The organism is Streptomyces sp. KR80 (assembly GCF_052245555.1).
Lineage (GTDB): Bacteria > Actinomycetota > Actinomycetes > Streptomycetales > Streptomycetaceae > Streptomyces.
Window position 1 is genome coordinate 1 of sequence record NZ_JBQQCD010000028.1, and the last position, 23,781, is coordinate 23,781.

The window sequence follows — 23,781 nt, forward strand, 5'->3', positions numbered from 1 at the left end:
AAGGCGACTTTGGTGCCGTTCTCGGGGACGACCGGGATCGGGTCCCGGGCGACGAGGGTGGCGTGTGCGTTGGAGAGCACGTTCAGGGTGCGGAAGAGCTCGATCAGCCCGATCGACACCAGCATGATCACATCAAGCACGAGCAGGGTGTCCGAGGCGTTGTCCCGCTTGGTCCAGTGCGCGGGCTGCATCAGCCAGACCAGCAGGCCGAGTGAGACCAGGGGTGCCGCGCCGAGCAGCAGGCCCGCGCGTATGCGGTGCGGCTCGTCGGCGAGCAGGCTCCGGTAGCGCACTCGGTACGGCTTGTTCGGGTCGGGTTGAGTGAGCGGCCCCGCGAGCCGGCTGTAGTGCTCGTAGTCGTAGCGCGGCAGCGGTTTTCTCCGCCGGGGCCCGCGCGCTGATCCCGGCCGGAGCTGGTGAGGCACACGGAGCCGGGTCGTTCGGTCAGGGTCATAGGAGTGCCGGGCGCCAGTCGGCGTCGACGTCATGAGTCATCCCCCCGCACGCAAGGTCGGTGCGTGTGTCGGTAAGCCGCGTGACACGGGCCATCGGTCCCCCTCGACCGACCCGTGCGCAGCACTGTAAGGTCGCCGTCCCTAAGGATATGGAACGACCATCTTCCGGTTGCATGATGCCCGCCCCGGCATCGTGGAGTGAAACGGGGTCCCCTACCCCGCAGATCTGCACAACCGGTCGAGCCCCCACCTGATCGACCTTCAGGCTCCGCTTGTCGCCCGGGAAGCCGTCCGGTCCAGGATAGAGTCCCGGACCGCGCTGCTTGATCGCAAGGGTGAAACGACCTGTTTACCGGGCATACGTGCGCATTGGGGAAACATCAGTGCTAGGTGGGGCGTTGGGTTCGATGCCCCCCGCGGCCGGACGATGGCGTCAGGAGTCGCGGTGTGCGGACCGCAGCCGGGTCCGTATGTTGCCGAAGTGATCCCGTACGGCTTCTTCCGCGCGGACCGCGTCCCCGGAGCGGACCGCCTCCAGGATCTCCCGGTGCTGCCGGCAGGTGACGCCGGGGTCGGGGTGCGTGTCCACCAGGTCCGTACGGACGCGGTGGAAGGCATCCCAGAAGGCCTCCAGGACCTCGCTCAACAGGAGGTTGTCCAGCCCCCGGTAGAGCGAGGCGTGGAAGGCCCGGTCGGTGTCCGCGCGCACCGCCCCGTCCGCCGCCTCGTCCTCCATGCGTGCCACGAGTGCGTCCAGCTCGACGAGGTCCGGGGCGGGGACGCGGCCGGCGAGCCGTGCTATCAGACCGGTCTCCACCGCCTCGCGCAGCTCCAGCAGCTGGAGAAGGCTGTCCTCGCCGCGGTAGTGCCCGGCGACCGTACGGAAGATGAGCCCCTCGATCATCGGGGCCATGGACATCGGTCCGACGTACGTGCCGAAGCCGTGCCGGATCTCGACTATCCCCATCGCCTGGAGCGCCTTCAGCGCTTCGCGGACCGAGTTGCGGCTGACCCCGAGCAGCTCCATGAGGTCGGTCTCGGTGGGGAGGGGAGCGCCGGACGGCAGCCGCCGGTCGATGATCAGCTTCTTGATCCGCTCCTGGATGTCACTCGCCATTCCGCGACTGTGCACCCACAACCTCCGTTTTGACCATCCCCCGGGCAGTTGCCCGGCCCGCCGTCCTGGAACGACTCTGGGCCTCCTCGCCGGTGGCGAGGAGGCCCAGAGGGGCACGTGCGCCGCCAGGGACTCGAACCCCGGACCCGCTGATTAAGAGTCAGCTGCTCTAACCAACTGAGCTAGCGGCGCGTGCTGACGAGAGGGGATCCTACCGGATCAGCAGGGGTGCTCCGACGGCCGGCGGAGTGCTGGGGGGCACCTCCCTGGGGGCACCCCCAGCGTTAGTCCCCCTGGGCCTATCGGCCCGGGTGGGGGTCCCCCCGGCGGTAGCTGGGGGAGTACCCCCAGGGGGAGGTAGCTGCGGGAGTGTAGCCGCAGCTCCGGTGGGTGAGCGACCTCGGAAGTGGATCTCGGGTGGCTCGCCCGGCAGGGCGTTACGCTGCGGGACATGGAGCTCCACGAGCTGGCCGAGGAGGCCTGGGCGCTGGCCCGCCGAGGTCCGGGCCCCCGCGTCGTCATCGGGCTGGCCGGGCCGCCCGGGGCCGGGAAGTCCACGCTCGCCCGAGCTCTGGTCGCCGAGGTCGGGCGGCGGCGCGGCGCCGGTGCGGCCGGTTATCTGCCGCTCGACGGCTTTCATCTGTCCAATGCGCAGCTGAGCCGGCTCGGCCTCACCGCGCGCAAGGGCTCGGCGCCGAGCTTCGACGTGTGGGGGTATGTCGCGCTGCTGGGCCGGGTCGCGCGCGAGCCCGGCTGCGACATCTACGTACCGGACTACGACCGGACCCTCCATGAGCCGGTCGCCGCCCGCCATCTGCTCCGCGCCGGCACCCGGCTCGTGGTCACCGAGGGGAACTATCTCGCCTGCGCCGAGCCCGGCTGGACCGAGGCGCGGAGCCTGATGGCCGAGGTCTGGTACGTCGACGCGCCGGACGCCGTACGCGATGCCCGGCTCGTGGAGCGGCAGTTGGTGGGCGGGCGCACCCCGGTCGGGGCGCGGGCGTGGGTGGACACCAACGACCTCCCCAACGGTGAACAGGTCAAGCGGTCCCGGGTCAACTGCGACAAAATTCTCGCACCGATTGGTCTGGACATGTTCAACCAAGAAGGTTAATCTGCAACTTGGTCTAGACCTCAACCCAACCCTGTACTCAGCCGGCTGAGCTCACGGAACACCCCCACGTTCTCCAGGAGCGAAGCATGCGCAAGAAGATGGGCGTCGTGGCCATCGGCCTCGGCGTCATCGGCGCGTCGGTTCTCGCAACCGGCAGCGCCAGCAGCCACGGCTATACCGAAGCCCCCATCAGTCGTCAGAAGGTCTGCGCCAACGCGAAGGACTGCGGCGCTATCCAGTGGGAGCCACAGAGCGTCGAGGGTCCCAAGGGCTTCCCCGCCTCCGGGCCCCCTGACGGAAAGCTCTGTTCCGGCGGCAACAGCCGCTTCGCGGAGCTCGACGACCCCGGACGGAACTGGCCGGCGACCAGAGTCAGCGGTGGGAGCTACACCTTCCGCTGGAAGTTCACGGCCCCCCACCGCACCACCGACTTCAAGTACTTCATCACCAAGAACGGATGGAACCGGAACAGCCCGCTGACGCGTGCCGACCTGGACTCCCAGCCGTTCCTGACGGTCCCGTACAACGGCCAGCAGCCGCCCTTCGAGTACAGCCATGAGGGCACCATCCCGTCGGGGAAGACGGGCAAGCACATCATCTTCGCCGTCTGGACCGTTCACGACACCGCCAACGCCTTCTACGCCTGCTCGGACGTCGAGTTCTAGGACGGACCCCCCACCCCGCGGGCACGGCGCCGGCGGATTGGACCGCCCCCGGGATGACCGCGGGGGCGGTCCTGCCCGTTTCGCTGGACCCCACCAACGAGGTGCCCCCAGACGCCTGCCGTGCTAGTGAGGCCGACGTCAGCCGCCATACTTACCGGGTCCGCGGGGATGGTCCTGACCGGCAGTGGACCCCGGTAAGGGATTAGATGGTGAGGGAGAGCAGCAGCGGGGCTGCCTTGCGGTTGAGCGTGTCCGCGGCCTGGCGGAGCCGGTGGGCGTGCTCGATCGGCATCGACAGCGCCAGGCAGCCCACCGACTGGCCGGCGGTGATCGGGACGGCGGCACAGACCGTACCGACCGCGTACTCCTGGAGGTCGAGCACGGGGACCGTGGGCGGCTGGCTGTCCAGCTTGGTGAAGAGCACCTTCTCGTTCGTGATGGTCCGCGAGGTGAGGCGGGCGGTCTTGTGCCGGGAGAGGTGGTCGCGACGGCCGTTGTGGTCGAGCTGGGTGAGGAGGCACTTGCCGACCGCGCTCGCGTGGGCCGCGGACCGGAAGTCCACCCACTCGTTCACCTTCGGGGCCTTCGGTCCGTCCGCATACTGCGTGATCTTGACCTCGCCGTCGATGTAGCGGCTGATGTAGACCGCAGCGCCGACCGAGTCGCGAATCTCGCTGAGGGTGCGCTGCAGTTTGGCGGACAGCGCCAGCCGGCGGTCGCCGCCGGAGCCGAGGAGCACCAGGGAATCGCCGACGATGAACGCGCCGTCGCCCACCTGCTCCACATAGCCCTCGCGCCGCAGCATCAGCAGGATGCGGGAGAGGTGTGCGCCGGGCAGGCCGGTCTCACGCGCGATCTGTACGTCGGTGACGCCGCCGCTGTGCTTGGCGACGCATTCCAGCACGCGAAGGGCGTGCTGCACCGAGTGGAACGGCGCGGTCGGCTCGGGCTTGAGCGCCACGGTTTCCCCCTACCAGGTTGTGACCGCTTGCGTCGTCGCCGTCGCTAAAGGTCACGGGCAAAGCGCGCTTCACACCGGTCCCGTCAGCTGGGCTCGATACCACGATAGCGGCCAAGCGCCCTGAATGGAGCAGGTGTTGAGGAGTTTGGTGGCGCGCTTCAACCTCATACGCTGGAGCGCGCCACCATGGCATATGCCAGAGTCATTCCGTGAGTGCTGGAGCTGCGATATCACAACACAGCGCTGAGGAATTCCCGGGTGCGGTCGTGCTCGGGCTCGGAAAAGATCTTCCCCGGTGGGCCGGATTCGATGACGCGGCCCGAGTCGAACATCAGGACGTCGTCGGAGATGTCCCGGGCGAAGGTCATCTCGTGGGTGACGCACAGCATCGTGATGTCGGTGGTGCGGGCGATGTCCCGCAGCACGTCCAGCACACCCGCCACCAGCTCCGGGTCGAGCGCCGAGGTCACCTCGTCCAGCAGCAGGACCTGCGGTCTCATCGCCAGCGCCCGTGCGATGGCGACGCGTTGCTGCTGACCGCCCGACAGCTGGGTCGGGTACTTGTCGATGTGCTCGGTCAGCCCGACCAGCTCGAGCAGGTCGCGGGCCCGCTGCTCGGCCTCGTCCTTGCTCAGGCCGAGGACGTGTACCGGGGCCTCGGTGATGTTCCGCAGCACCTTCATGTTGGGGAAGAGGTTGAACTGCTGGAACACCATGCCGATCTTCTTGCGCACCTCACGGGTGTGCTTTTCGCCGGCGGGGACGAGTTTGCCGCCCTTCTCCTCGTGCGTCAGAAACTCGCCGCCGACCTTGATGGTGCCCTCGTCCGGCTTCAGCAGCGTCATCAGCAGCCGAAGGATCGTTGTCTTACCGGACCCCGACGGCCCGATCAATGTCACGTGTTTGCCCGACGAGACGGTGAAGTCGAGGGAATCCAGGACCGTGTTGGCGCCGAAGCGCTTGGTGACCTTGTCGAAGCGGATCAGCTCGGAGCCGTCCACCGTGGGGTTGGCCGTTTCATTCGAGAGGTTGCTGTCAGCGGACAAGACGACGCTCCAGGACTCGCAGGAGGAGAGAAGTGGGGTACGAGATCAGGATGAAGAGAACGCCGACCACGGTGATCGGCTCCATGTAGTCGAACGTGGTCGCGCCGATTTCATTGGCTTTGAAGAGCATGTCCCCGACGGTGATCGCTGCGAGCATCGGAGTGTCCTTGAACATCGCGATCACGTAATTGCCGAGGGCGGGGACCACGCGCCGGAAGGCCTGCGGCAGGATCACCGCGATCCAGGTGCGGCTGCGCGGCAGGCTGAGCGCGGTGGCCGCCTCCCACTGGCCCGTCGGCACGGCGTCGATGCCGGCGCGGTAGACCTCGGCGGTGTACGTGGAGTAGTGCAGCCCGAGGCCGATGACGCCGGTGGTCAGCGGCCCGAAGGTCACCCCCCAGCTCGGCAGCACGAAGAACAGGAAGAACAGCTGCACCAGCAGCGGGGTGTTGCGGACGAACTCGACGACGATGCTGACGGGCCAGGTCACCCAGCGGATCTGCGAGCGCAGCGCGAGTGCCCACACCAGGCCGAGGACGAAGGACACCAGCGAGCCGAGAACGGTCGCCTGGACGGTGATCCACAGTCCGTCGAGGAGCTGCGGCATGATGTCGGCGATGTAATCCCAGGACCAGTTGTTCATGCGTTGCCACCCCCGGTCGCCATGGCCTGCGGCTCATGGTGCGTTATCGGCAGCTTGCGGGAGAACCAGCCGGTCCGCTCCGGCTTCTGGCCGATCGAGGCCTTGGCGCGGCGCTCCAGCAGCCGCATGACCCGGGTCACCAGGAACGCCACCACGAAGTACATCACCAGAATGATTCCGAAGACCTGTGCGCTCTCACCGGTCGAGAGCCGGGCGAGCTTGGCCTGGAAGGTGAGTTCGGCGATGGACAGCAGCGAGGCCAGGGCGGTGCCCTTGAGGAGTTCGATCAGCAGGTTGTTGAACGGCGGCAGCATCTCGGGCACGGCCTGCGGCAGGATCACCTTCCGCATCCGCTGCCACGGCGTGAAGCTCAGTGCGATGGCCGCCTCACGCTGCGCCGGTGCCACCGACTGGATGGCTCCGCGCACCACCTCGGACCCGTACGCCCCGTAGGAGAGGCCGAGGGCGAGCGTGCCCGCCCAGATGGCGACCAGCTGCCAGCCCAGCAGGGGCAGGGCGAAGAACAGCCAGAACATCAGCACCAGCGCCGACGTGCCGCGGAAGAGCTCCACGTACGTACCGGACAGGAAGCGGACGATCCAGTGGCGCGAGGTGCGGGCCATCCCGATGCCGAAGGCGATCACAGCGGCGAGCACGGCGCTGTAGACCAGCAATTGGAGGGTGATCCACAGGCCCTCGAAGAAGCGTTCCCAGAGTGGCCCGGTCATCGGTTACAGAGCTCCTCTGCCGTCAGGTCGGTCATGAACTCCTCCGTGAAGCCGAATGGTTTGGCGATGCGCAGGAGTTCACCGCTCCTCTTCATCTTCTGCAATTCGTCGTTGAAGGCGTCCCGGAGCTTGGTCTCGCCCAGCCGGAAGCCGTAACCACCACCGTCGCGCTGCGGTTTGCCGTCTACCTCCGGGGTGAACGGCTCGGCCATCCCCACCTTGGGGTGATCGCCGGTCTTCAGCGCCTCGATCATCGTCAGGGCGGTGCCCGCGAAGCAGTCGATCCGGCCCGCTTCGAGCGCCTCCATGCCGCCGACCTGGTCGCCGTAGGTCTGGATCTGGCTTTCATTCACGCCGTTGCCCTTGGCGTATTCGATCTCGGCATAGCCGACCCCGGACCCCATGCGCAGATTGCCCTCGGCGACGTCCCGGTAAGACCTGATCTTCTTCGGGTTACCCTTCGGGACGAGGAAGCTGTCCTTCGACTCGTAGTCCGGGTCGGAGAAGAGCACCGCCTGGCACCGGGCCTTATTGATGAACATCCCCGCGACGATCACGTCGAACTGGAAGGAGTGCAGTCCGGGGACCAGCGCGCCGAACTCGACCGGAACCGGCTCGAAATTCCTGATCCCCAACCGTCGGAAGATGGTTCCGGCTACTGCCGGGGCCTCGCCCGTGAGCTCCCCCTGATCGTTGATAGAGGCGTATGGAGGTTCGCTGGCGATGCCCATGCGCACGGTGCCCTTGTCGCGCAGGTCCTCGAGCAGCTGTCCGCCGCTCTTCGCTCCCGTGATGTCCACTTGTGCACACCCGGTCGTCGCACCCAATGCACCTGCCGTGCCGAGTGCCGCCGCACCTGCCAGCAGTGAGCGGCGACTGAGCATTCTTCCGGTATATCCCTCGTTGTTCTCATGTGGTCGGGCCATGGGCGCGCGTCTACCCAAGCTCAGGGCAAGGTATGCAGCTCCCTTTCGGTCAGTGAGTGACGGCGATTCCCGTCTCCGAACACCGGGGAAGCCACGGGCCTTTGGGGAGGTGTACGGATGGACGATGTCTCGTGGGTGTGCCGTGGGGAGGGGGCGCTCCGGCCTCGCCGTCGGCGTGCCCTCTGGTTGTGTCGATCCGGCTCAGCCACTATGAAGATCACAGGTCACGATCAGGAGGCGCGATGAGTGATCGCTTCATCGAAGTCTCGCTTGGCAAGCGGGGTGTCAACTGCACGGCGAAACTGCTCGACGACCGCGCCCCCATCACCTGCGAGGCGGTGTGGAACGCACTCCCGTTGGGCGGCGATGTCTATCACGCGAAGTATGCGCGCAATGAGATCTACGCGCTGCTGCCGCCCTTCGCTCCGGCGGAGCCGCCCCTGGAAAACCCCACGATCACTCCGATTCCGGGCGATCTGTGCTATTTCACCTTCTCTGACACCCAGCTGGGCACGGCGTCCTACGGCTACGAGGCGCACGCCACGCACCGGGGCCAGGCCCAGGTGGTCGACCTCGCGCTGTTCTACGAGCGCAACAATCTGCTGATCAACGGGGACGCGGGCTGGGTCCCCGGTATCGTCTGGGGCTCGATCGTCACAGGCCTCGACCGGATGGCCGAGGCCTGTCAGGACCTGTGGCGGGCGGGCGCCCTGGGGGAGACCCTCAACTTCCGCCGGGCGTAGGCCGGATTCCTTCCGCGATCCCGGCCTCGTACAGCGCGTGCGCCGTGCGCAGGACCAGCGCGTCCGCGTGGCGTGCGGCCACCAGCTGGACGCCGATCGGCAGCCCGTCGGCGTCCAGGCCGCACGGCAGGGAAGCGGCGGGCTGCTGGGTCAGGTTGAAGGGATACGTGAAGGGCGTCCAGGCGGTCCAGCGGTGCTGTCCGGACCCCTTCGGCACCTCGACGCCCGCCTCGAACGCGGTGATCGGCAAGGTCGGGGTCACCAGCAGGTCGTAGCGGTTGTGGAAGCGGCCCATCCGCTGGCCGAGGGCCATCCGTACGTCCATCGCGGCCAGGTAGTCGAGCGCGCTGTACCGCGCCCCCTGATCACAGATCTCCCGCAGTCCCGGGTCGAGCATCTCCCGCTGCTCCTTGCCGAGGTGCTGCACCACACGCGCTGCGCCGCTGAACCACAGGGTGTGGAAGGTGTCCACCGGCTCGGCGACGTCGGGATCGGCCTCCTCGACGTACGCCCCCAAGTCGGCCAGCCGCTCCACCGCGTTCCGTACCGCCGCGGCGACCCGAGGATCGACGGCCACTTGGCTGCCGAAGGTCGAGGAGTACGCGACGCGCAGCCCGGCCACCCCGCCCCCGAGCCCGTCGCGGAAGCCGTCCGTCACCCGGTCCAGCTGCGACCAGTCGCGCCAGTCCGGGCCCGTGATCACATCCATCAGCAGCGCCGCGTCCCGCGCGTCACGGGTCATCGGCCCCACGTGAGCGAGGGTGCCGAAGGGGCTCGCGGGGTAGAGAGGCACCCGCCCATAGGTGGGTTTGAGCGCGAAGATCCCGCAGAAGGAGGCGGGGATGCGCACCGAGCCCCCGCCATCCGTCCCGAGGCTCAGCGGCCCCGCGCCGAGGGCGACCGCGGCCGCGCTGCCGCCGCTCGAGCCGCCCGCTGTGCGCTGCGGATCGTAGGGGTTGCCCGTCACCCCGTGCCGTGGGCTGTCCGTCACGCCCTTCCAGGCGAACTCGGGGGTCGTCGTCTTGCCGAGGAACACCGCGCCGTGCTCGCGCAGCCGGGCCACGGCGGGGGCGTCCTCGTCCCAGGCCTGCCCCTCGGCCCGGACGGTCAGCGAGCCCCGCAGCGTCGGCCCGCCGCGGACCAGCAGGATGTCCTTCACCGACACCGGCACGCCGTCCACCAGCCCGGCCGGTTCACCGCGGCGCCACCGCTCCTGCGACTCGGCGGCCCGCCCGAGCGCGTCCTCGGCGTCGACCCGTACGAAGGCGTTGACGGCCGGATCGACCCGCTCGATCCGCTCCAGGGCGGCGCGCGTGGCGTCGACCGGGGAGAAGGCGCCGGAGGCATAGCCGGCGACGAGGTCGGTTGCCGTCAGATCCGCCAGATCGGTCATCGGCCCTCCAAGGGGTGAGGCTCGATCCCGGGCGACGGTGCCCGGGACCGGTCAGGGAACCGGTACGTACCCGAGGCGCTTGTCGACCACGTTGAACAGTGGCTCACCGGCCGCCCACCGGTCGAAGTTGTCCATGAACTGTTCGGCGAGGGCGTCCCGCCAGCCGACCGTGTCACCGCTCATGTGGGGGGAGACGAGCAGCCCGGGCACGTCCCACAGCCGGCTGTCGGCGGCCAGCGGCTCGGTCTCGAAGACATCCAGGGCCGCGCCGGCGATCGTCCGCCGCAGCAGGGCGTCGACCAGGTCCTTCTGGACGACGAGCGGGCCGCGCCCGACGTTGATGAAGCGGGCCGTCGGCTTCATCCGGGCGAACGCGGGGGCGTCGAACATGCCCTCCGTGTCTTCTGTCAGGGGGGCCGCGCACACCACCCAATCGGCCGAGGGCAGAAGGCCGGCCAGCGCTCTGCTGTCGTGCACCCGGCCCACCTCCGGGTCGGCGGTGCGCTCGGTACGGCCGACCAGGTCGACCCGGACACCTAGTGCCGTGAGCGTACGGGTAATGGCCCGTCCGATCGGGCCGGAGCCGACGACCACCGCCCCGGTCCCAGCCAGCCGCGTGGTCTCCCGGTGCTTCCAGCGCCGCTGCCGCTGCAGCTCCCAGGTGCCCGGGAAATCCTTGGCCATGGCGACGACGAGACCGGCGACGTACTCGGCGATCGGCTGCTCGAAGACCCCCCTGGCGTTGGTCAGGACGGTGTCCGAGGCGACCAGCTCCGGGCAGAGCAGCCGGTCCACGCCCGCGCTCGCGGTGTGCACCCAGCGCGGCCTGCGGCCTTCGCCCGGCCAGGCCGCGCGGACGGCGTCGGAGGTGAAGTCCCAGACCAGCAGCGCGTCTGCGGTCGGCAGGAGCCGGGGGAGGGACTGCTCGTCGCTCAGCACGATGCGGGCGCGGCCGGTGAGCCGGTCGAGTCGTGGTCGGGGGTCGGCGCCGAAGACGAGGAGGGTGCTCTCGGGCATGGGCGGGAAACCGTTCCGAAACGTAGGTCCGCTTTGCTGTCAGGGAAAGCGGCGAGCAGCCTGAGATGTGAGGATTGACCACGCTAGGGAGCAGAAACTACCTTCGTCAATACGGGCTTGTAGCCCGTTTCTGTCCCGTATCTGTCCCGACGTCCCGGCGCGCTCCGGATTTCGTTTTCTGTGGCCAAGTTTTGGCCATCAATCTGGCCCTCCGTTGACATTGGGGCTTGACATGGACGTCTCCTTTCTGGGTGGCCCGCAGCCGCAGCGCGGCGTGGGCGTCATCGCACCATTCGATTTCGCTCTGGACCGGGAGCTGTGGCGCTGGGTTCCGGACGAGGTATCGCTCCATCTCACGCGTACCCCATTCGTGCCCGTCGAGGTGAGTCTCGATCTCGCCCGCCTCGTCAGCGAGCACGAGACGCTGCGGGACGCCGCGCGGGCGCTGTCGGCGGTGGCGCCTGAGGTCCTCGCGTACGCGTGCACCTCGGGCAGTTTCGTCGGCGGGGTGGCCGGTGAGCGGGGGATGTGCGCGGCGTTGGAACAGGCGGGCGAGATGCCGGCGCTGACCACGTCGGGCGCCCTGCTGGAGGCCCTGCGCGAGATCGGCGCGCGGCGCATAGCCCTGGTCACGCCGTATACCCGGTCCGTCACGACCACCTTGGAGGAGTACCTCGGCGAGGACGGGATCCTGGTCACGGGGCGGGCGTATCTCGGGCTGACGCGGCATATCTGGAAAGTGCCGTACCGCGATGTGGTGGACATGGCGCGGCAGGCGGTGGTCGGCGCGGCGGACGCCCTGTTCATCAGCTGCACCAACCTGCCGACGTACGACGTGATACCGCAGCTGGAGGCGGAGTTGCGGATGCCGGTGCTGTCGGCCAATCAGGTGACGATGTGGGCGGCGTTGCGGCGGATCGGGGAGCGGGCCGTGGGTCCGTACCAGGCGCTGCTGGATCCGGTGGCCAGGCGCGGCCCGGCGGGGATGTCCTCCTCGGTGCCCGAGCCCGGGCACGAGGCCGGCTCCTTGCCCGGGACCGGCTCCTTGGAGGAGCCCCTCACGGAAGCGCTGGCGGACTCGGTGTCGGAACCACTGCCCGAATCGCTCACCGAGCCGGTGCCGGAACCGTTCGCGGATCCGCCGGGAGGGCCGGGGACACTGGTGGATCCCGTGCTGGAGAGCCCCTTCGCGGATCGGCTGGTGGGGCCACCGCCAGGGACACCGGTGGATCCCGTGCTGGAGCCGGGGCCGCACCTCTCCGGCGAGCTCCGCGCCGAGCTGTCCGGCGGGCGAGGAGAGCCGGAGGCGGCGTACGCCGGGCCCGCGGGGATGCCGGAGGCGGAGTCGGTCGAGGGACTCGACCCTCCGCCCTATCCGGACGAGCCAGGAGGTCCGCCCCAGAGGTGAGTGGCGGTCCGGCGACAGCTCGTCTTACCCGAACGGGCGAGGGCGAGGTGTGGAACCCGAGCGGGGCCGCCGGTGTATTGAAGGCAGTTGCGCAGCGGCCGAGGCCGTGCGGGGACGTATACGGAGGTGGAGATGGCAGAGGCGACGGTGACCGACGCGGCAGTCGGGTTCCTGTACCCGGGATACTCGGCGGAGGACGACTATCCACGACTTGAGGCGATGCTGGCCGCGGACGTCCGGTTGCCCCTGGTCCACACCGACATCGGCGAGGACGCCCATCGCGTGGACGCCCTGCTGGAGATGGGCTCGGCCGCACGGCTCGCGGCCGGGGTCGCGGCGCTGAAGGCGCTGGGCGCCGGGGCCGTCGTCTGGGCCTGCACCAGCGCGAGCTTCGTCTTCGGCTGGGAGGGCGCGCAGGAGCAGGCGCGGGAGCTATCCCGCACGACGGGTCTCCCGGCGTCCAGTACCTCCTTCGCCTTCGCCCATGCCATCCGGGCCCTCGGCGCCGACCGCGTCGCCATCGCCGCGACCTATCCGGAAGACGTTGCCGAGCACTTCACCGCCTTCCTCAAGGCATCGGGCGCGGAGGTCGTCGCGATGCGGGGCAGCGGGATCATCACCGCGGCCGAGGTCGGCACCTGGGGACGCGAGGAGGTGTTGCAGCTGGCGCGGCAGGGCGACCATCCCGACGCCCAGGCGGTGCTGCTTCCGGACACGGCCCTGCACACGGCCGCGTATCTCGGCGACCTGGAACGCGAACTGGGCAAGCCGGTGCTCACGGCCAACCAGGTCACGGTCTGGGAGGGCCTGCGACTGCTGGACCGCTCCGTCCTGCGCCCCGACCTCGGCGCCCTCTTCGCGTCGGACATGCCCTAGACATGTCTCAACGATGATCGGCCCGGGCCCGCGCCGGGCTTCCACGACGCGTTCCCGGGCCGGGGCGCCGCCGGATCGTCGGATCGGCGGATCATTTCTTCTTGAGATGAATCATTTCTTCTCAAGCAGTGCAGAGATCCGGTCCGGCGGCACCGGTCGGGAGTAGAACCACCCCTGCCCGGTGTCGCAGCCGATCTTCCGCAGCCGATCCGCCTGCTCCGCGCTCTCCACGCACTCCGCGATGACCGTCAGCCCCAGCCGGTGCGCCAGCTGCGCCAGCGCCTCCACGACGGTCTCGTCCGCGGGGTTGGGGTGCTCCTCGTCCTGGAAGCCCCGGACGAAGGATCCGTCGAGTTTCAGCACCGACACCGGGAGCCGGCTCAGATACGCGAGATTCGAGTAGCCGGTCCCGAAGTCGTCGATGGCGATCGCGACGCCCATGTCGCTGAGCGCCTGCAGAGCCTGGAGCGGGCGCCCCGCGGAGCCCATGACGGCCGACTCGGTCAGCTCGAGCTGGAGCAGCTCCGGCGGGAGTCCGGTCTCCTCCAGAATGCCGGCGACATCCGCCACCAGATCCGAGTCCCACACCTGCCGTACGGCGACGTTGACACTGACGAAGATCGGCGGTTCCGCCGGGCGTTCCAGCTGCCAGCGCCGCGCCTGACGGCAGGCGTTCTCCAGGACCCAGCGGCCGAGTTCGACGATCGAGCCGTCTTCCTCGGCCAATCCGATGAACCGATTCGGCGCCAGTGTGCCGAACTGTGGATGCTGCCATCTGACGAGTGCTTCCACCCCGCGTACGGCGCCATCGCCGAGCCCCACCAGCGGCTGGTACTCAAGCGTGAACTCGCCCCGCTCCACGGCCGGCCGCAGCGTGCTCGCCAGCGCCTGGCGCGTAATCCGGTGGGCGTTGCGCTCCGGGTCGAAGAGCGTCCAACGAGCCTTGCCGTCGGCCTTCGCCCAGTACAGCGTGGTGTCGGCGGCCTGCATCAGACCGGTCGCGGTCGTCCCGGCGGCCACCCGCTCGACCACGCCGATGCTCGCCGACACCGACAGCCGCTGCCCGGCCAGATCGAACGGCTGCTGGAGCGCGGTCAGGACGGACCCGGCCAGCGCCGACAGCTGCTCGGTACCGGTGGAGTCCTCCACGAGCACGGCGAACTCGTCGCCGCCGAGCCGGGCGACCAGATGCCCGCCGCGCCGCCCGTATCCGGCCTCCTCCGCACACCGCGTCAGCCGCTGTGCGACAGCACAGAGCAGCTGATCGCCGACGCGGTGCCCGAGCGTGTCGTTGACCGCCTTGAAGCCGTCGAGGTCGAGGTAGCACAGCCCGATCCGGCCGGTGCTGCCGCGCTGGGCGTAGGTGGCGGGCTCGAGGGCGACCGCCAGGCGCTCGAAGAAGAGCGCCCGGTTGGGCAGCCTGGTCACCGGATCGTGCATCTGCAGATGGCGCAGCCTCGCCTGGAGGTCACGGCGGTCGCTGATGTCCGCCACTGATAGCAGCAGGCTGCTGCTGTCCGGCAGCGGAGCGACCGTCACCTCGGCCCAGAGCGACTGTCCGGCGGAGCTCTTGAGCCGCCGGGTGCAGCGCAGCCGATCGTCCCGGCCGTGCAGGATCTCGCGGTACGCGGCCCAGGTGCGGGGGTCGCGATCGAGACCGACGAGATCGGCCGCGGCCTCGTCGGTGAGCCGGGCCGGCTCCGTGCCGAGCAGTGCGCCCAGCGCGGGGTTGGCGCTGACGACCAGGCCATCTCGGTCGACGACGGCCATCGCGAGCTGGGCGGCGTTGAAGGCGGCCTGGAGGTCGTGCAGTTCTGCTGTGGGACGGCGGGCCCAGGGCGCCGTCCCGGTGTGGCGGAGCATCAGGCTGAGTTGAGGCACTCGGCTACGGTCCGTGACCGTTGGCAGGGTGACACCGGGCGCACAGCCCGGCCTGTCATGGGATTCGCTCACCGCTCGCTCCCGCGGGCACTCGTCTCGTACAGATGTGTAGAGCTGGTCCGGATCGGCGGTGCACGACCGCCCATGGAGGAATCCGCGCTGGAAATGCCGCGACTATAGAGGTTCGCGGCACGGCCCTTCCAGTAACGCAACCGTGATCAAGGACGCTCGAGCCTGGCTGCGACTGTATCTGTGCGTCTCTGCACGAGCCTGATGCTCCACTGATCATCAGTGACCGTCTGTCACGAACGGATGTGCCACCGTGCTCACTCGACCGGGTCACCGGAACAGGGCGTATATCGACAAATCCCAGCAAGGTGGATGCGGTGTCCCGTTTCCATCCGGGAGGTCGACGTGCTGCGTCCGCAGACACCCGGGCGAATGGAACGGTCGCCCCTGCGTCGCCTCTGGGCCGTGTTCACCTCCCTCACGGCACTGATCGCCACATCGCTGGTCGCGGGCCCGGCCTACGCGGCCGCGACAGGCGGCCCCTGCGCCCTCGCCCGGACGGACGCGCACCACTCCGAGGGCGTGGACACCTGGAACACCGCCTATCCGCGCCCGCTGCGCCGACTCGACGCGGTGATGGTGTTCCTGTCCTTCCCCGACTCCGACCCGCAGGTCAGCCCGCACGAGCTGGCCACCGACTACTTTCCCGACACGTCCCGCTTCTTCGAGCGGGCCTCGTACGGGCGGTTCACCCTCCACGCCGATCCCCTGGAGCGCTGGCTGCGATTGCCCGGCACATCGACCTCGTACGGGATAGAGCGTGACTGGGACCCGGAACTACGCGCCACCTTTCTGGACCACGCGCTCGCCGCCGCCGACGGCCATGTGGACTTCTCCCGGTACGACCTGGTGTATCTGATCGCCGACCCGGATGCTCCCGGTGTCGACTCCGATGCCACGAAGGTGGTCAACTTCGACCGCCCGCTGCGCGCCGACGGCACGGACATCCGCAGGATCGTGACCGTCTTCGAGCAGCACCCGCCCGACCGCAACGTCCTCGCCCACGAGACCGGGCACGTCTTCGACCTGCCCGATCTCTACCACCGGCCCGAGGACGGCACGGCCGACTGGGACACCCACGTCGGGGACTGGGACCTCATGGGCAGCCAGTTCGGACTCGCGCCGGAGCTCTTCGGCTGGCACAAGTGGAAGCTGGGCTGGCTGAACCGGAGCCAGATCGGCTGCGTGGAGCGCAGCGGCACGAGCGTGCACAGCCTCGACCTGCTCGGCGCCCCCATACAGCGCGGTACGGACGGTGGCACCCGGCTGCTGGTCCTGCGGACCGGAGAGGCCACCGCGGTCGCGGTCGAGGTCCGCGCGGCGGACGGCAACGACGCGGAGAGCTGTACGCAGGGCGTGCTGGTCTACCGGGTGCGCAGCGCCCTCGCCTCCGGCGACGGCCCGATCGAGGTGGTCGACGGGCACCCGCGCACCGGCGCCTGCTGGGACTCCTCGGTCTATCCGCAGCTGGCGGACGCGCCGCTGGGCGTGGGGGAGCGGGTGACCGACCGGCGCAGTGGGGTGGTGGTGGAGGTGCTGGATACGGACGGGAGCGGCCGGTGGACCGTACGGACAACCCTGCCGTGAGGCGTGCGGTGCCCTCGTCGTGAGATGTCCGGTGCGGTGCCGCCGCTGTGAGATGTCCGGTGCCGCGAAACGTGCGAGGAGCGGGGTGGAGAACTCCGGATATGACGAAGGGCTTCCTCGCATAACGAGAAAGCCCAGGTCAACGGCCTAAACCGTGAGTGCGCCGCCAGGGACTCGAACCCCGGACCCGCTGATTAAGAGTCAGCTGCTCTAACCAACTGAGCTAGCGGCGCCCGACGTGGAAGACAGTAGCACCCGGGTGCGGCGGAGCAAAAATCGGTTATGCGCGCCAGGCCCGTCAGCCGATCGGGTGGGGGCACTCCCCCTGGGGAGCGGGCTCAGTGGCCCGCTCCCGTGCAGGTCGGGGCAGTGGCCGGGGGTGCAGTGGAGTCGGCGTGGCCGGCCGCGGCGATACGGGTCGTCGGCGGGCGGCCGCCCCGTACGGCCCGCCCGCACGCCCAGAGCAGCGCATCGGTCCCTGGCAGCCAGGGGTGCCGCAGATCCGGGGCCACCAGCCAGCGGGAACCACCGCGGTCCCCATCCCTGTCGCCGGAGATCGCGGGGGCCGCCACGGGCCCACCCCCGTCTCCGTACGCGTCCTCGGCCGGCACCGGCGGAACGGTCACCGCGTCCCCCGTGCCGTGGCACAGCAGCGGTGGCACCGCGTCGCCCCATTCCTCCCAGGTGAGCAGCGCGGGCAGGCGCTGCGCGGTGCCGGGCGCGGCGAAGATCAGCACTCGGCCGCGGTGCACCGCCACCGGCCCCGAGCCCGGGCCGTCGGCCCACAACCGGTCCAGCATCCGGCGCCCGAACATCGCCGGCACATTGATCACATCGAAGGCACCTCCGCAGCGCAGCACGGTGCGATGCGGCTCGTGCCGGAGGGCCGCGAAGGGGTCCGATCGGAGCCGAGGGTCGAGGTGTCGGATGTCCCGCTGCCAGGTGCTCATGGCATATACGCGTACCGGTGGCAGTGGTTCCGTTCCTTCGGATTCCCGAAAATCCGGACACGGCACCCTGTGGTGGCGTACAGTGCGCCACCCGTCACTAAGAGTCCGCTCCGCCGCTCTCCAGCAGATCGCGGCCGAACTCGATCATCCGCCTCGCGTAGTCCTCGCTCCAGTCCGCCCGCTCGGCGATCGCGGCCACCGGTAGCCGGTCGAACCGCTTCGGGTCGGCGAGCTGTGCCGCCGCCATCGCCTGGTACTCCACCGCCCGGTCGGCGGCCTCCGCGAAGGCCACGGCCAGCTCCGTGGAGCGGTCGAGCAGTTGGCGCGGGTCCTCCATCGACTCCAGGTCGAAGAAGTGGTTCTCGTCTCTCGCCGCCTCCGCGGGCTCGAAGAGCAGCGCCGCAGGCCGCAGCCGTCGCTGCGCGTCGTCCGCCTGATGATGAGCCGGCCGCGGCTCGGACATTGACCTACCTCCGAGGATCTCCGTTGTGCTGTGCTGCTGTGCCGAGCAGCGCTTCCTGCCACTGGTCCACCGTCTTCATTGTCCCGCGCCTGGCAAGTGCCCCTAAGAGCGCCAGGTCACCCTGTGCTCCGAGAGGTGCGAGAGGACCGTGTGGTTGGCCTCCCAGCCGTCCGGGAACTTCACCGTCACCCCCAGCTGCACCGGCTCCGTGGACGGATGCTCGTCGAGCAGCTCGGCCACCCCCGCCCGGCACACCACGACGCAGGCGTGCCGGTGGCGCGAGGCCAGTACGCACAGCCGTCCCGTCTCCAGGTGGAAGGCCGTCGCGTCGGGCCGCCCCGACAGCGGGTGCAGCACGACGGTCACGTCGAACTCCCGGCCCTGCAATCGGTTCGCGGTGTCCACGGCCACGCCGGACACGCCCAGTTCGGCGAGTGCGGAGCGCACCGCCGCCGCCTGGTCGCGGTGCGCGGTGCCGACCGCGATCCGGTCGGCGGCCAGCGCGACGGGGCCCTCGGTGCGCTCACTGGTCGTGGCGCCGCCCCGGTCCAGCAGCCGGCGCACCACCAGGGCGACGGCTCGTACGGCTTCGGGGTCGGTGCGCGGTGTGCGCCGGGCGGGCAGCTCCAGCAGACCCCATCCGGACTCGGCCGCCTCGTCCACCACCCGGTCCGCGGCCGAGCCGTCGGACGGGACACCGAAGGCCAGCCGCCGGTCGCCGGGTCCGGTGCCGCTGCGGAACGGTGTGTACGGGTAGAAGGCCTCCGAGACCAGGGGCGCGGCGGAGGCGGGCAGTCGCCAGGACACCGGCAGCCGGTGCTGGGGCAGACCGGGATTGTGGGCCAGCAGCGTACTCACGGCGCTGGCCGACGGGTCGTACGACAGGCCGGCCCACTGCTCGGCGCCCACCACGCTGAACGGGTCGAGCTGGCCGGGGTCGCCGACGAACAGGGCCCGCTCGAACAACCCCGCCACGGCCAGCAGTGCGTCCGACCGCATCTGGTACGCCTCGTCGACGATGGCGTGCCGCCACGGCTGGGCGTTCTTGGTGTGGGCCCACTTGGCGGCGGTCGAGACGACGATGTCCAGCCCCGTCAGATCCGCGACCTTGGCGGACGTGCGGACGCTCCGGTGCTGCTCGAGCACCGGGTCGTACGGGTGCGGCTCGTTGCTGTGCAGCCGCCCGACCGGGAGCTCGGGGTCGGCCGTCGCGAGCCGGTCCACCAGGTCGTCCACCTGCGCATTCGTCTGCGCCACCACCATCAGCGGGTGCCCGGCGGCCGCTAGTTCACGCGCGGCCCGCACCACGAGCGTCGACTTGCCGGCCCCCGGCGGCGAGTCCACGACGACGCCGCGGTGCGTGCCGTGCAGGGTGTCCCGCAGGATCGCCTCGGTGGACTGTGCCGCGGCCGAGGCCGGATCGGCCCCGGGGTCCGTCCCGCCGCCGTTCGCCGCGTGCCCCCGCTGCCGGGGCGGCCGAGTGCTCATCACAGGTGGTCCTCCGAGGTCACCGGGTCGGGGCCGTCTCCGGTGCCGGTGCCGGTGCCGGTGCCGGTGGCGGAGGGCGGACCGCCGTGCGTCCACGGTGTCTCCTCCGGCGGGGGCAGTTCGGGACCGCCGCGGGGCGCGTGCTCGAAGAGCGTCCAGCACACGCGGTCGCCCTGCTGCGGCACCGACCCGGGCTCCGGGACCTTGCCCCGGCCCATCCCGCCGGTCAACCGGACGACGACCCCGCCCGGTTCGTACGCCACGAACTCCCCGGTCTGCGTGCGGCCGTCGGCCGTCGGCCGGTGGACCTTCGCGGACTCGGTCAGATGCGGCCGGTCGTCCGTACGGACCGTGATCAGCGGCCGCGGACGTGGCACCTTCGCCTCGCTGTAGGCCATCACCACCTCGGTGACCTCGCCCGCGAACGCCTCCCCGGCCAGCCGCCGCTCCGCCATGACCAGCGGATCGTCCAGCGCCTCCTGAGCGTCGAGCTGGGCTTGCGCCGCCTCCCGTGCCGCGAGCTTCTGGGCGGCGGTGACCGCGTCGTCCTGCTTCGGCTGTGGTGGCTCACCGGCCCGGATACGGTCCCGGTGACCGGTGTACGACCAGCGGTCCCGCTTCCAGCGTTCGGTGACCCTGGCGCCCTCGGGAAGGGCGCGGAGCAGGTCCAGGCCGTGCCACACCGCATTCCAGGTCGGCCGCAGCTGTGAGGCGACCAGCTCGCGGATCCCGGCCTCGGCGGCGGTGAGCGCTCCGGTGTCGCCCGCCGTGCGTGCCGCGTCGTACCGGGCCATGGCCGGGGCCAGCATCCGGTTGTCGAACACCGGGTCGGTCGCCGGTCCGGCCGGCGGGCAGCGCAGCAGCCCGTCCGGGCCGCGCTCCAGCTCGGCCCGCAGGGCGGCCTCCGCCCCGGTCTCCGTACCGGGAGGGGCCATCGGAGAGCCGATCCAGGCGAGCAGGGCACCCAGGTGCTGGTCCTCAAGACTGCTCTGCCCGGTCGCCCAGTGGCGGCTCAGCAGCTCGGTCATGGAGAGCAGCAGCGAGGATCCGGGGACGCGGGACCGCTCGCCGTAGTGCGTCAGCCAGCGCCCCAGCAGCGGTACGCGCGCGGGCGCGGGGTAGGGGGTATCCGGGTCCTGCTCGGCGGTCCGGCGGAACCGCATCGACCGGCCCAGGAGGCGTACGAACTCCACGCCTGCCGCGCTGGGCACGAGCAACTGCGGTGCGTCCGAGCACAGTTCGACCTCCACCGCCACCCTCTTGCCGGTCTCGGGGTCGGTCTCCTTGCGCTCCTCCGTCTCCACGCCGTCCGCGTACGCCTCCACGTACGGCAGCACTGCCTCGGCGAGGTCGGCGAGGAAGGCGAACCGCAAGTCGCGGTCGCGCGGTTGGGGGACGACGAGCAGGCGCGGCGCCGAGCGGTCGGTGCCGATCAGCGCTCCGAGCGGGGCGCCCGTCTCACCGGCCGTGGTCAGCGGGACGAAGACGAGCGGGCGGTCGGACAGATGCCGGTGCCGCACGGTCGCCCGCGGCTGCGCCCGACCGGCCCGTACGGCCTCCAGCCGGGCCAGGGTCGAAATCAGCGACATGCGACCTCCGGTCCGGTGCGGTGGGCGGCTGCGCGCGGCAGCCCGGGAGGCCCCTCGCCCGCGGTGGCCGGCGGCCCGTGCGGCTCGCAAGGCGAACTCCCGTGCGCCACCGAACCGATGAGCGCCTCGGCGCGCAGCGCGGCTGCGCGGCGCAGGGCGTCGACTGCGGGGTCGTCCGGGGCCGGGTGGTCGCGCGGCCGGGCATCCCGGTCCGCGGTGTTCACCGGGCCGGGACCCGTCTCGCCGAAGGCGGCTGCGAGGGCCGCCTGGACCGTGGTGAGGCCGCCCAACTCGCCGCGGGCTGCGCGGCCCAGTGTCTCCACCGCGCCCGCCGCGCGGGCCCGCCCACGGCAGTGGAAGGCCAGTTCGCACGCGGCCAGGCACTCCGGTGTGTACGTCGCGCCGACCGACTCCACAGCCGCCACCAGTTCCGCCGCCGGCCGGGTCGGCGTCCTCCCGTCGTCCGCCAGGCGCAGATCAAACGTCGTGCCCTCGGGTACCGCCGTGGCGATCTCCTCGATCCGGGTGAGCCGAGCGAGCTGCCGCCGCGTGACGGAGAGCTGCTTGCGCACATCCACCGGCTCCGCGGTCGGCAGGTTGGAGAAGTCCTTGGGGCAGACCAGCAGCACGGTGTGCCGGACGCGCGCTGCCACCGACCCGGTCGCGACGGTCCCACCGCCGTCGGCGCGGGAGTCTCCTTCGGCGAGCGGCTCCGGCACGACCGGCGCTGCGGTCGGCTCCCTCGCCGCCGCCGTCCCGTGAGCCGTCGAGCCCACGGTCCCGGCCAGGCGTTCCAGGGCGAGCACATAGACCGCGGCCTGCCGGGCCGCGGCGCCCACCTTGGCCGGGTCGGCCGCACCGTCCACCACAGGAAAGGACTTGACCTCGACGACCGTCCAGCTGCCGTCCGGGTGCACCACCACCGCGTCCGGTTCCAGATAGGCGGAGGAACCGGCCACGTCGAGCACCACCATGGGGTGGAACAGCAGCGACCAGTGCCCGGCGGACGTCGCCTCCGCAAGGGCGAGGCGGGTGCGCGCCGCCCGGCCTTCAGGGCCCGCCGCCGACAGATCGGGTACGAGGGCCTCGTCCGCGGACGGCTCGCCGAGGCGCTCGCAGAGCAGGCGCAGGAGTTCCGCGCCGTCGTCGGCCCGGATGCGCGCCTCGAAGGCGTTGCCACGCATGAACGCGAACTGCGACTGGCCGAATGTCGCGGGGGCACCCAGAGCGCGGGCGAGCGCCGCCTTGTCCACCCCGGCTCCGTCCAGCAGGGCGCGGCGGCGGCAGCCGGGATTGGCCGCGAGCGCGGCGAGGGCGCGGGCGTCGAGCGGGTGCGGTACCGCGGTCGGCCCGCGCAGCTCAGCGAGCCGCTGCCGGAGTGCCGTCGCCGGCCGTGGCAGGGCCTGCGGTCGCGGCGTCTTCGCCGTGTCCGCCACCGCTCGGCTGTCGAGGGATCCGTTCACCTGCCGAAGTCTGGCATCCGCCGCTGACAATCGTGGCGGTTCCGCTGCTGGACACGTCCCCTCTGGCCCGCGGCACGAACGCGAAAGGTGCGGGAGGGGCCGGGGACTTCAGGGGCGTTGGGGACGTAACGGCTAGTGCCGAGGGGGATTCCTGAGGAGACCCGGGCACCCGGTGTGCCGGGGCGGAGCCGACACCGAGCCGCTCGTGGACTGCGTCGGCCAGCCGCATCGCGGGGCGGGCCAGCGCCAGTCCCACCCCCATGACCGCCGCACCGGCGACCGCGTCCAGGAAGTAGTGGTTCGCCGTGCCCATCACCACGACCGTGGTGAGCAGCGGGTACGCGATGCCGACGGTTCTGGCCGCCGCGGTGCGCCCGTGCCGCCAGAGCATCACCCCGCACCACAGGGACCAGCCGACGTGCAGGCTGGGCATCGCCGCGTACTGGTTGGTGAGCCCGCCCAGCCCGCGCGGCGCGCTGGCCTCGCTGCCCCACCAGCCGTACGAGCCGTACTGCGCCATGGTGTCGACGAAGCCGTGGCCCGCGGCGAGCAGGCGGGGCGGGCAGGTCGGGAAGAGGGTGAAGCCGATCAGGCCCATGAGGGTCGAGACCATCAGCCAGGTGCGGGCCGCCCGATAGTGCGCCGGGCGGCGCTTCCACAGCCAGACCAGGATCGCGGGGGTCACCAGATAGTGCAGGCTGGCGTACGCGAAGTCGGCGGGTATGCCGAGGGACGCCTGCTCGGTGAAGAGCCGGTTCAGCGGGTGCTCGGCGTTCAGGTGCAGGGCCTGCTCGAAGCGCAGTATCGCCAGGCCGTGATCGACCGCTGTGGAGACGTCGCCGCGGGCCAGCAACCGCCCCGCCGAGTACGCCACGTACACCAGCGCTATCAGCGGGAGCTCGGTCCACCAGCGGCGCCTGATGCCTGGTGCTGTTCCGGCGCGGTGCACGGGCACGGTCTCGGGCATCCTCGCGGTCTCCAATTGTTCATGCGAACAGCACGCGCGCTTAACCGTACGGTGTATGTCACACCGCGAGCACACCGCCCCCGGTGCTTCGGTAGCACCCCGTTCGCCTGCTGTTCGCTCCCCGTCGGTGAGTCGTCAGGCTGTGTGCAAGCAGAGAGACGCGAAGATCGCCAGGAGGGTTGCTCGTCGATCCGGTGAGCGATGATGGAGACGGCAGATCGAACCTGCCGTG

The 23,781-nt window shown here is 70.4% G+C and carries 20 protein-coding genes, 2 tRNA genes and 2 pseudogenes; 6 read left to right on the top strand and 18 right to left on the bottom strand.

Going from position 1 to position 23,781, the window contains the following annotated elements:
- The 3 genes and pseudogenes from ACTWQI_RS27265 to ACTWQI_RS27275 form a co-directional block, all read right to left on the bottom strand.
- Window positions 1-488 (bottom strand): annotated as a pseudogene (locus ACTWQI_RS27265) (glycosyl transferase); the annotation flags it as partial.
- A 400-nt stretch (window positions 489-888) separates the two neighbouring features.
- Window positions 889-1,572, bottom strand: coding sequence for a FadR/GntR family transcriptional regulator (locus ACTWQI_RS27270; protein WP_443274417.1), 684 nt, complete (start codon window positions 1,570-1,572; stop codon window positions 889-891).
- Window positions 1,573-1,690: 118 nt separating this feature from the next.
- Window positions 1,691-1,764: transfer RNA gene (locus tag ACTWQI_RS27275), tRNA-Lys, on the bottom strand.
- A gap of 259 nt (window positions 1,765-2,023) precedes the next feature.
- On the opposite strand from ACTWQI_RS27275, the gene ACTWQI_RS27280 reads away from it, so the two are divergent.
- Together ACTWQI_RS27280 and ACTWQI_RS27285 are read left to right on the top strand one after the other, a co-directional pair.
- Window positions 2,024-2,686: a nucleoside/nucleotide kinase family protein gene (locus tag ACTWQI_RS27280; protein WP_443274418.1), complete on the top strand. Its 663-nt coding sequence runs from the start codon at window positions 2,024-2,026 to the stop codon at window positions 2,684-2,686.
- 86 nt (window positions 2,687-2,772) lie between these two features.
- Window positions 2,773-3,351: a lytic polysaccharide monooxygenase auxiliary activity family 9 protein gene (locus ACTWQI_RS27285; protein WP_443274419.1), complete on the top strand. Its 579-nt coding sequence runs from the start codon at window positions 2,773-2,775 to the stop codon at window positions 3,349-3,351.
- Between the two features lie 202 nt (window positions 3,352-3,553).
- Here ACTWQI_RS27285 and ACTWQI_RS27290 read toward each other — a convergent pair whose 3' ends face one another.
- The 5 genes from ACTWQI_RS27290 to ehuB all read right to left on the bottom strand — a co-directional run bounded on the left by ACTWQI_RS27290 (window position 3,554) and on the right by ehuB (window position 7,613).
- On the bottom strand, window positions 3,554-4,312 hold the full coding sequence (locus ACTWQI_RS27290) for an IclR family transcriptional regulator (RefSeq protein WP_443274420.1): 759 nt from the start codon (window positions 4,310-4,312) through the stop codon (window positions 3,554-3,556).
- Window positions 4,313-4,542: 230 nt separating this feature from the next.
- Window positions 4,543-5,358, bottom strand: a complete 816-nt coding sequence (gene ehuA / locus ACTWQI_RS27295; protein ID WP_443274421.1) for an ectoine/hydroxyectoine ABC transporter ATP-binding protein EhuA — start codon at window positions 5,356-5,358, stop codon at window positions 4,543-4,545.
- Window positions 5,348-6,001 carry an ectoine/hydroxyectoine ABC transporter permease subunit EhuD gene (ehuD, locus tag ACTWQI_RS27300; protein WP_443274422.1) on the bottom strand — a complete coding sequence of 218 codons (654 nt, stop codon included), beginning with the start codon at window positions 5,999-6,001 and terminating at the stop codon, window positions 5,348-5,350. Before ehuD ends, ehuA begins: the two co-directional genes overlap by 11 nt.
- Window positions 5,998-6,729 carry an ectoine/hydroxyectoine ABC transporter permease subunit EhuC gene (gene ehuC / locus ACTWQI_RS27305; protein WP_443274423.1) on the bottom strand — a complete coding sequence of 244 codons (732 nt, stop codon included), beginning with the start codon at window positions 6,727-6,729 and terminating at the stop codon, window positions 5,998-6,000. The genes ehuD and ehuC overlap by 4 nt, the downstream gene beginning before the upstream one ends.
- On the bottom strand, window positions 6,726-7,613 hold the full coding sequence (gene ehuB / locus ACTWQI_RS27310) for an ectoine/hydroxyectoine ABC transporter substrate-binding protein EhuB (protein ID WP_443274424.1): 888 nt from the start codon (window positions 7,611-7,613) through the stop codon (window positions 6,726-6,728). Before ehuB ends, ehuC begins: the two co-directional genes overlap by 4 nt.
- A 284-nt stretch (window positions 7,614-7,897) precedes the next feature.
- On the opposite strand from ehuB, the gene ACTWQI_RS27315 reads away from it, so the two are divergent.
- Window positions 7,898-8,398 (top strand): DUF3830 family protein, encoded by a 501-nt coding sequence (locus ACTWQI_RS27315; protein WP_443274425.1) that lies wholly within the window; start codon window positions 7,898-7,900, stop codon window positions 8,396-8,398.
- Here ACTWQI_RS27315 and ACTWQI_RS27320 read toward each other — a convergent pair.
- Window positions 8,379-9,791 (bottom strand): amidase, encoded by a 1,413-nt coding sequence (locus ACTWQI_RS27320; protein WP_443274426.1) that lies wholly within the window; start codon window positions 9,789-9,791, stop codon window positions 8,379-8,381. The two genes, ACTWQI_RS27315 and ACTWQI_RS27320, sit on opposite strands and share 20 nt — an antisense overlap.
- Before the next feature lie 51 nt (window positions 9,792-9,842).
- The gene (locus ACTWQI_RS27325; protein ID WP_443274427.1) at window positions 9,843-10,808 is read right to left on the bottom strand and encodes a D-2-hydroxyacid dehydrogenase; all 966 of its coding nucleotides are present in this window, start codon (window positions 10,806-10,808) and stop codon (window positions 9,843-9,845) included.
- A gap of 232 nt (window positions 10,809-11,040) precedes the next feature.
- On the opposite strand from ACTWQI_RS27325, the pseudogene ACTWQI_RS27330 reads away from it, so the two are divergent.
- A pseudogene (locus ACTWQI_RS27330) lies at window positions 11,041-11,811 on the top strand (maleate cis-trans isomerase family protein); the annotation flags it as partial.
- 537 nt (window positions 11,812-12,348) lie between these two features.
- Complete coding sequence (locus ACTWQI_RS27335) at window positions 12,349-13,092, top strand: maleate cis-trans isomerase family protein (protein WP_443274428.1); 744 nt, start codon at window positions 12,349-12,351, stop codon at window positions 13,090-13,092.
- 111 nt (window positions 13,093-13,203) lie between these two features.
- Here ACTWQI_RS27335 and ACTWQI_RS27340 read toward each other — a convergent pair whose 3' ends face one another.
- Window positions 13,204-14,955, bottom strand: coding sequence for a putative bifunctional diguanylate cyclase/phosphodiesterase (locus ACTWQI_RS27340; protein WP_443274469.1), 1,752 nt, complete (start codon window positions 14,953-14,955; stop codon window positions 13,204-13,206).
- A gap of 399 nt (window positions 14,956-15,354) precedes the next feature.
- Here ACTWQI_RS27340 and ACTWQI_RS27345 point away from each other — a divergent pair, with 399 nt between their 5' ends.
- The gene (locus tag ACTWQI_RS27345) at window positions 15,355-16,629 is read left to right on the top strand and encodes a M6 family metalloprotease domain-containing protein (protein ID WP_443274429.1); all 1,275 of its coding nucleotides are present in this window, start codon (window positions 15,355-15,357) and stop codon (window positions 16,627-16,629) included.
- A 159-nt stretch (window positions 16,630-16,788) separates the two neighbouring features.
- Here the strand turns inward: ACTWQI_RS27345 and ACTWQI_RS27350 are convergent.
- The 7 genes from ACTWQI_RS27350 to ACTWQI_RS27380 all read right to left on the bottom strand — a co-directional run bounded on the left by ACTWQI_RS27350 (window position 16,789) and on the right by ACTWQI_RS27380 (window position 23,549).
- Window positions 16,789-16,862, bottom strand: a tRNA-Lys gene (locus ACTWQI_RS27350).
- Between the two features lie 105 nt (window positions 16,863-16,967).
- Window positions 16,968-17,579: a hypothetical protein gene (locus ACTWQI_RS27355; RefSeq protein WP_443274430.1), complete on the bottom strand. Its 612-nt coding sequence runs from the start codon at window positions 17,577-17,579 to the stop codon at window positions 16,968-16,970.
- Window positions 17,580-17,676: 97 nt separating this feature from the next.
- Window positions 17,677-18,042, bottom strand: a complete 366-nt coding sequence (locus ACTWQI_RS27360; RefSeq protein WP_443274431.1) for a hypothetical protein — start codon at window positions 18,040-18,042, stop codon at window positions 17,677-17,679.
- Window positions 18,043-18,144: 102 nt separating this feature from the next.
- Window positions 18,145-19,530, bottom strand: a complete 1,386-nt coding sequence (locus ACTWQI_RS27365; RefSeq protein ID WP_443274432.1) for an AAA domain-containing protein — start codon at window positions 19,528-19,530, stop codon at window positions 18,145-18,147.
- The gene (locus ACTWQI_RS27370) at window positions 19,530-21,119 is read right to left on the bottom strand and encodes a hypothetical protein (RefSeq protein WP_443274433.1); all 1,590 of its coding nucleotides are present in this window, start codon (window positions 21,117-21,119) and stop codon (window positions 19,530-19,532) included. The genes ACTWQI_RS27365 and ACTWQI_RS27370 overlap by 1 nt, the downstream gene beginning before the upstream one ends.
- Window positions 21,110-22,582 carry a hypothetical protein gene (locus tag ACTWQI_RS27375; protein ID WP_443274434.1) on the bottom strand — a complete coding sequence of 491 codons (1,473 nt, stop codon included), beginning with the start codon at window positions 22,580-22,582 and terminating at the stop codon, window positions 21,110-21,112. The genes ACTWQI_RS27370 and ACTWQI_RS27375 overlap by 10 nt, the downstream gene beginning before the upstream one ends.
- Window positions 22,479-23,549 carry a phosphatase PAP2 family protein gene (locus tag ACTWQI_RS27380; protein ID WP_443274435.1) on the bottom strand — a complete coding sequence of 357 codons (1,071 nt, stop codon included), beginning with the start codon at window positions 23,547-23,549 and terminating at the stop codon, window positions 22,479-22,481. The genes ACTWQI_RS27375 and ACTWQI_RS27380 overlap by 104 nt, the downstream gene beginning before the upstream one ends.
- Window positions 23,550-23,781 lie beyond the last annotated feature (232 nt).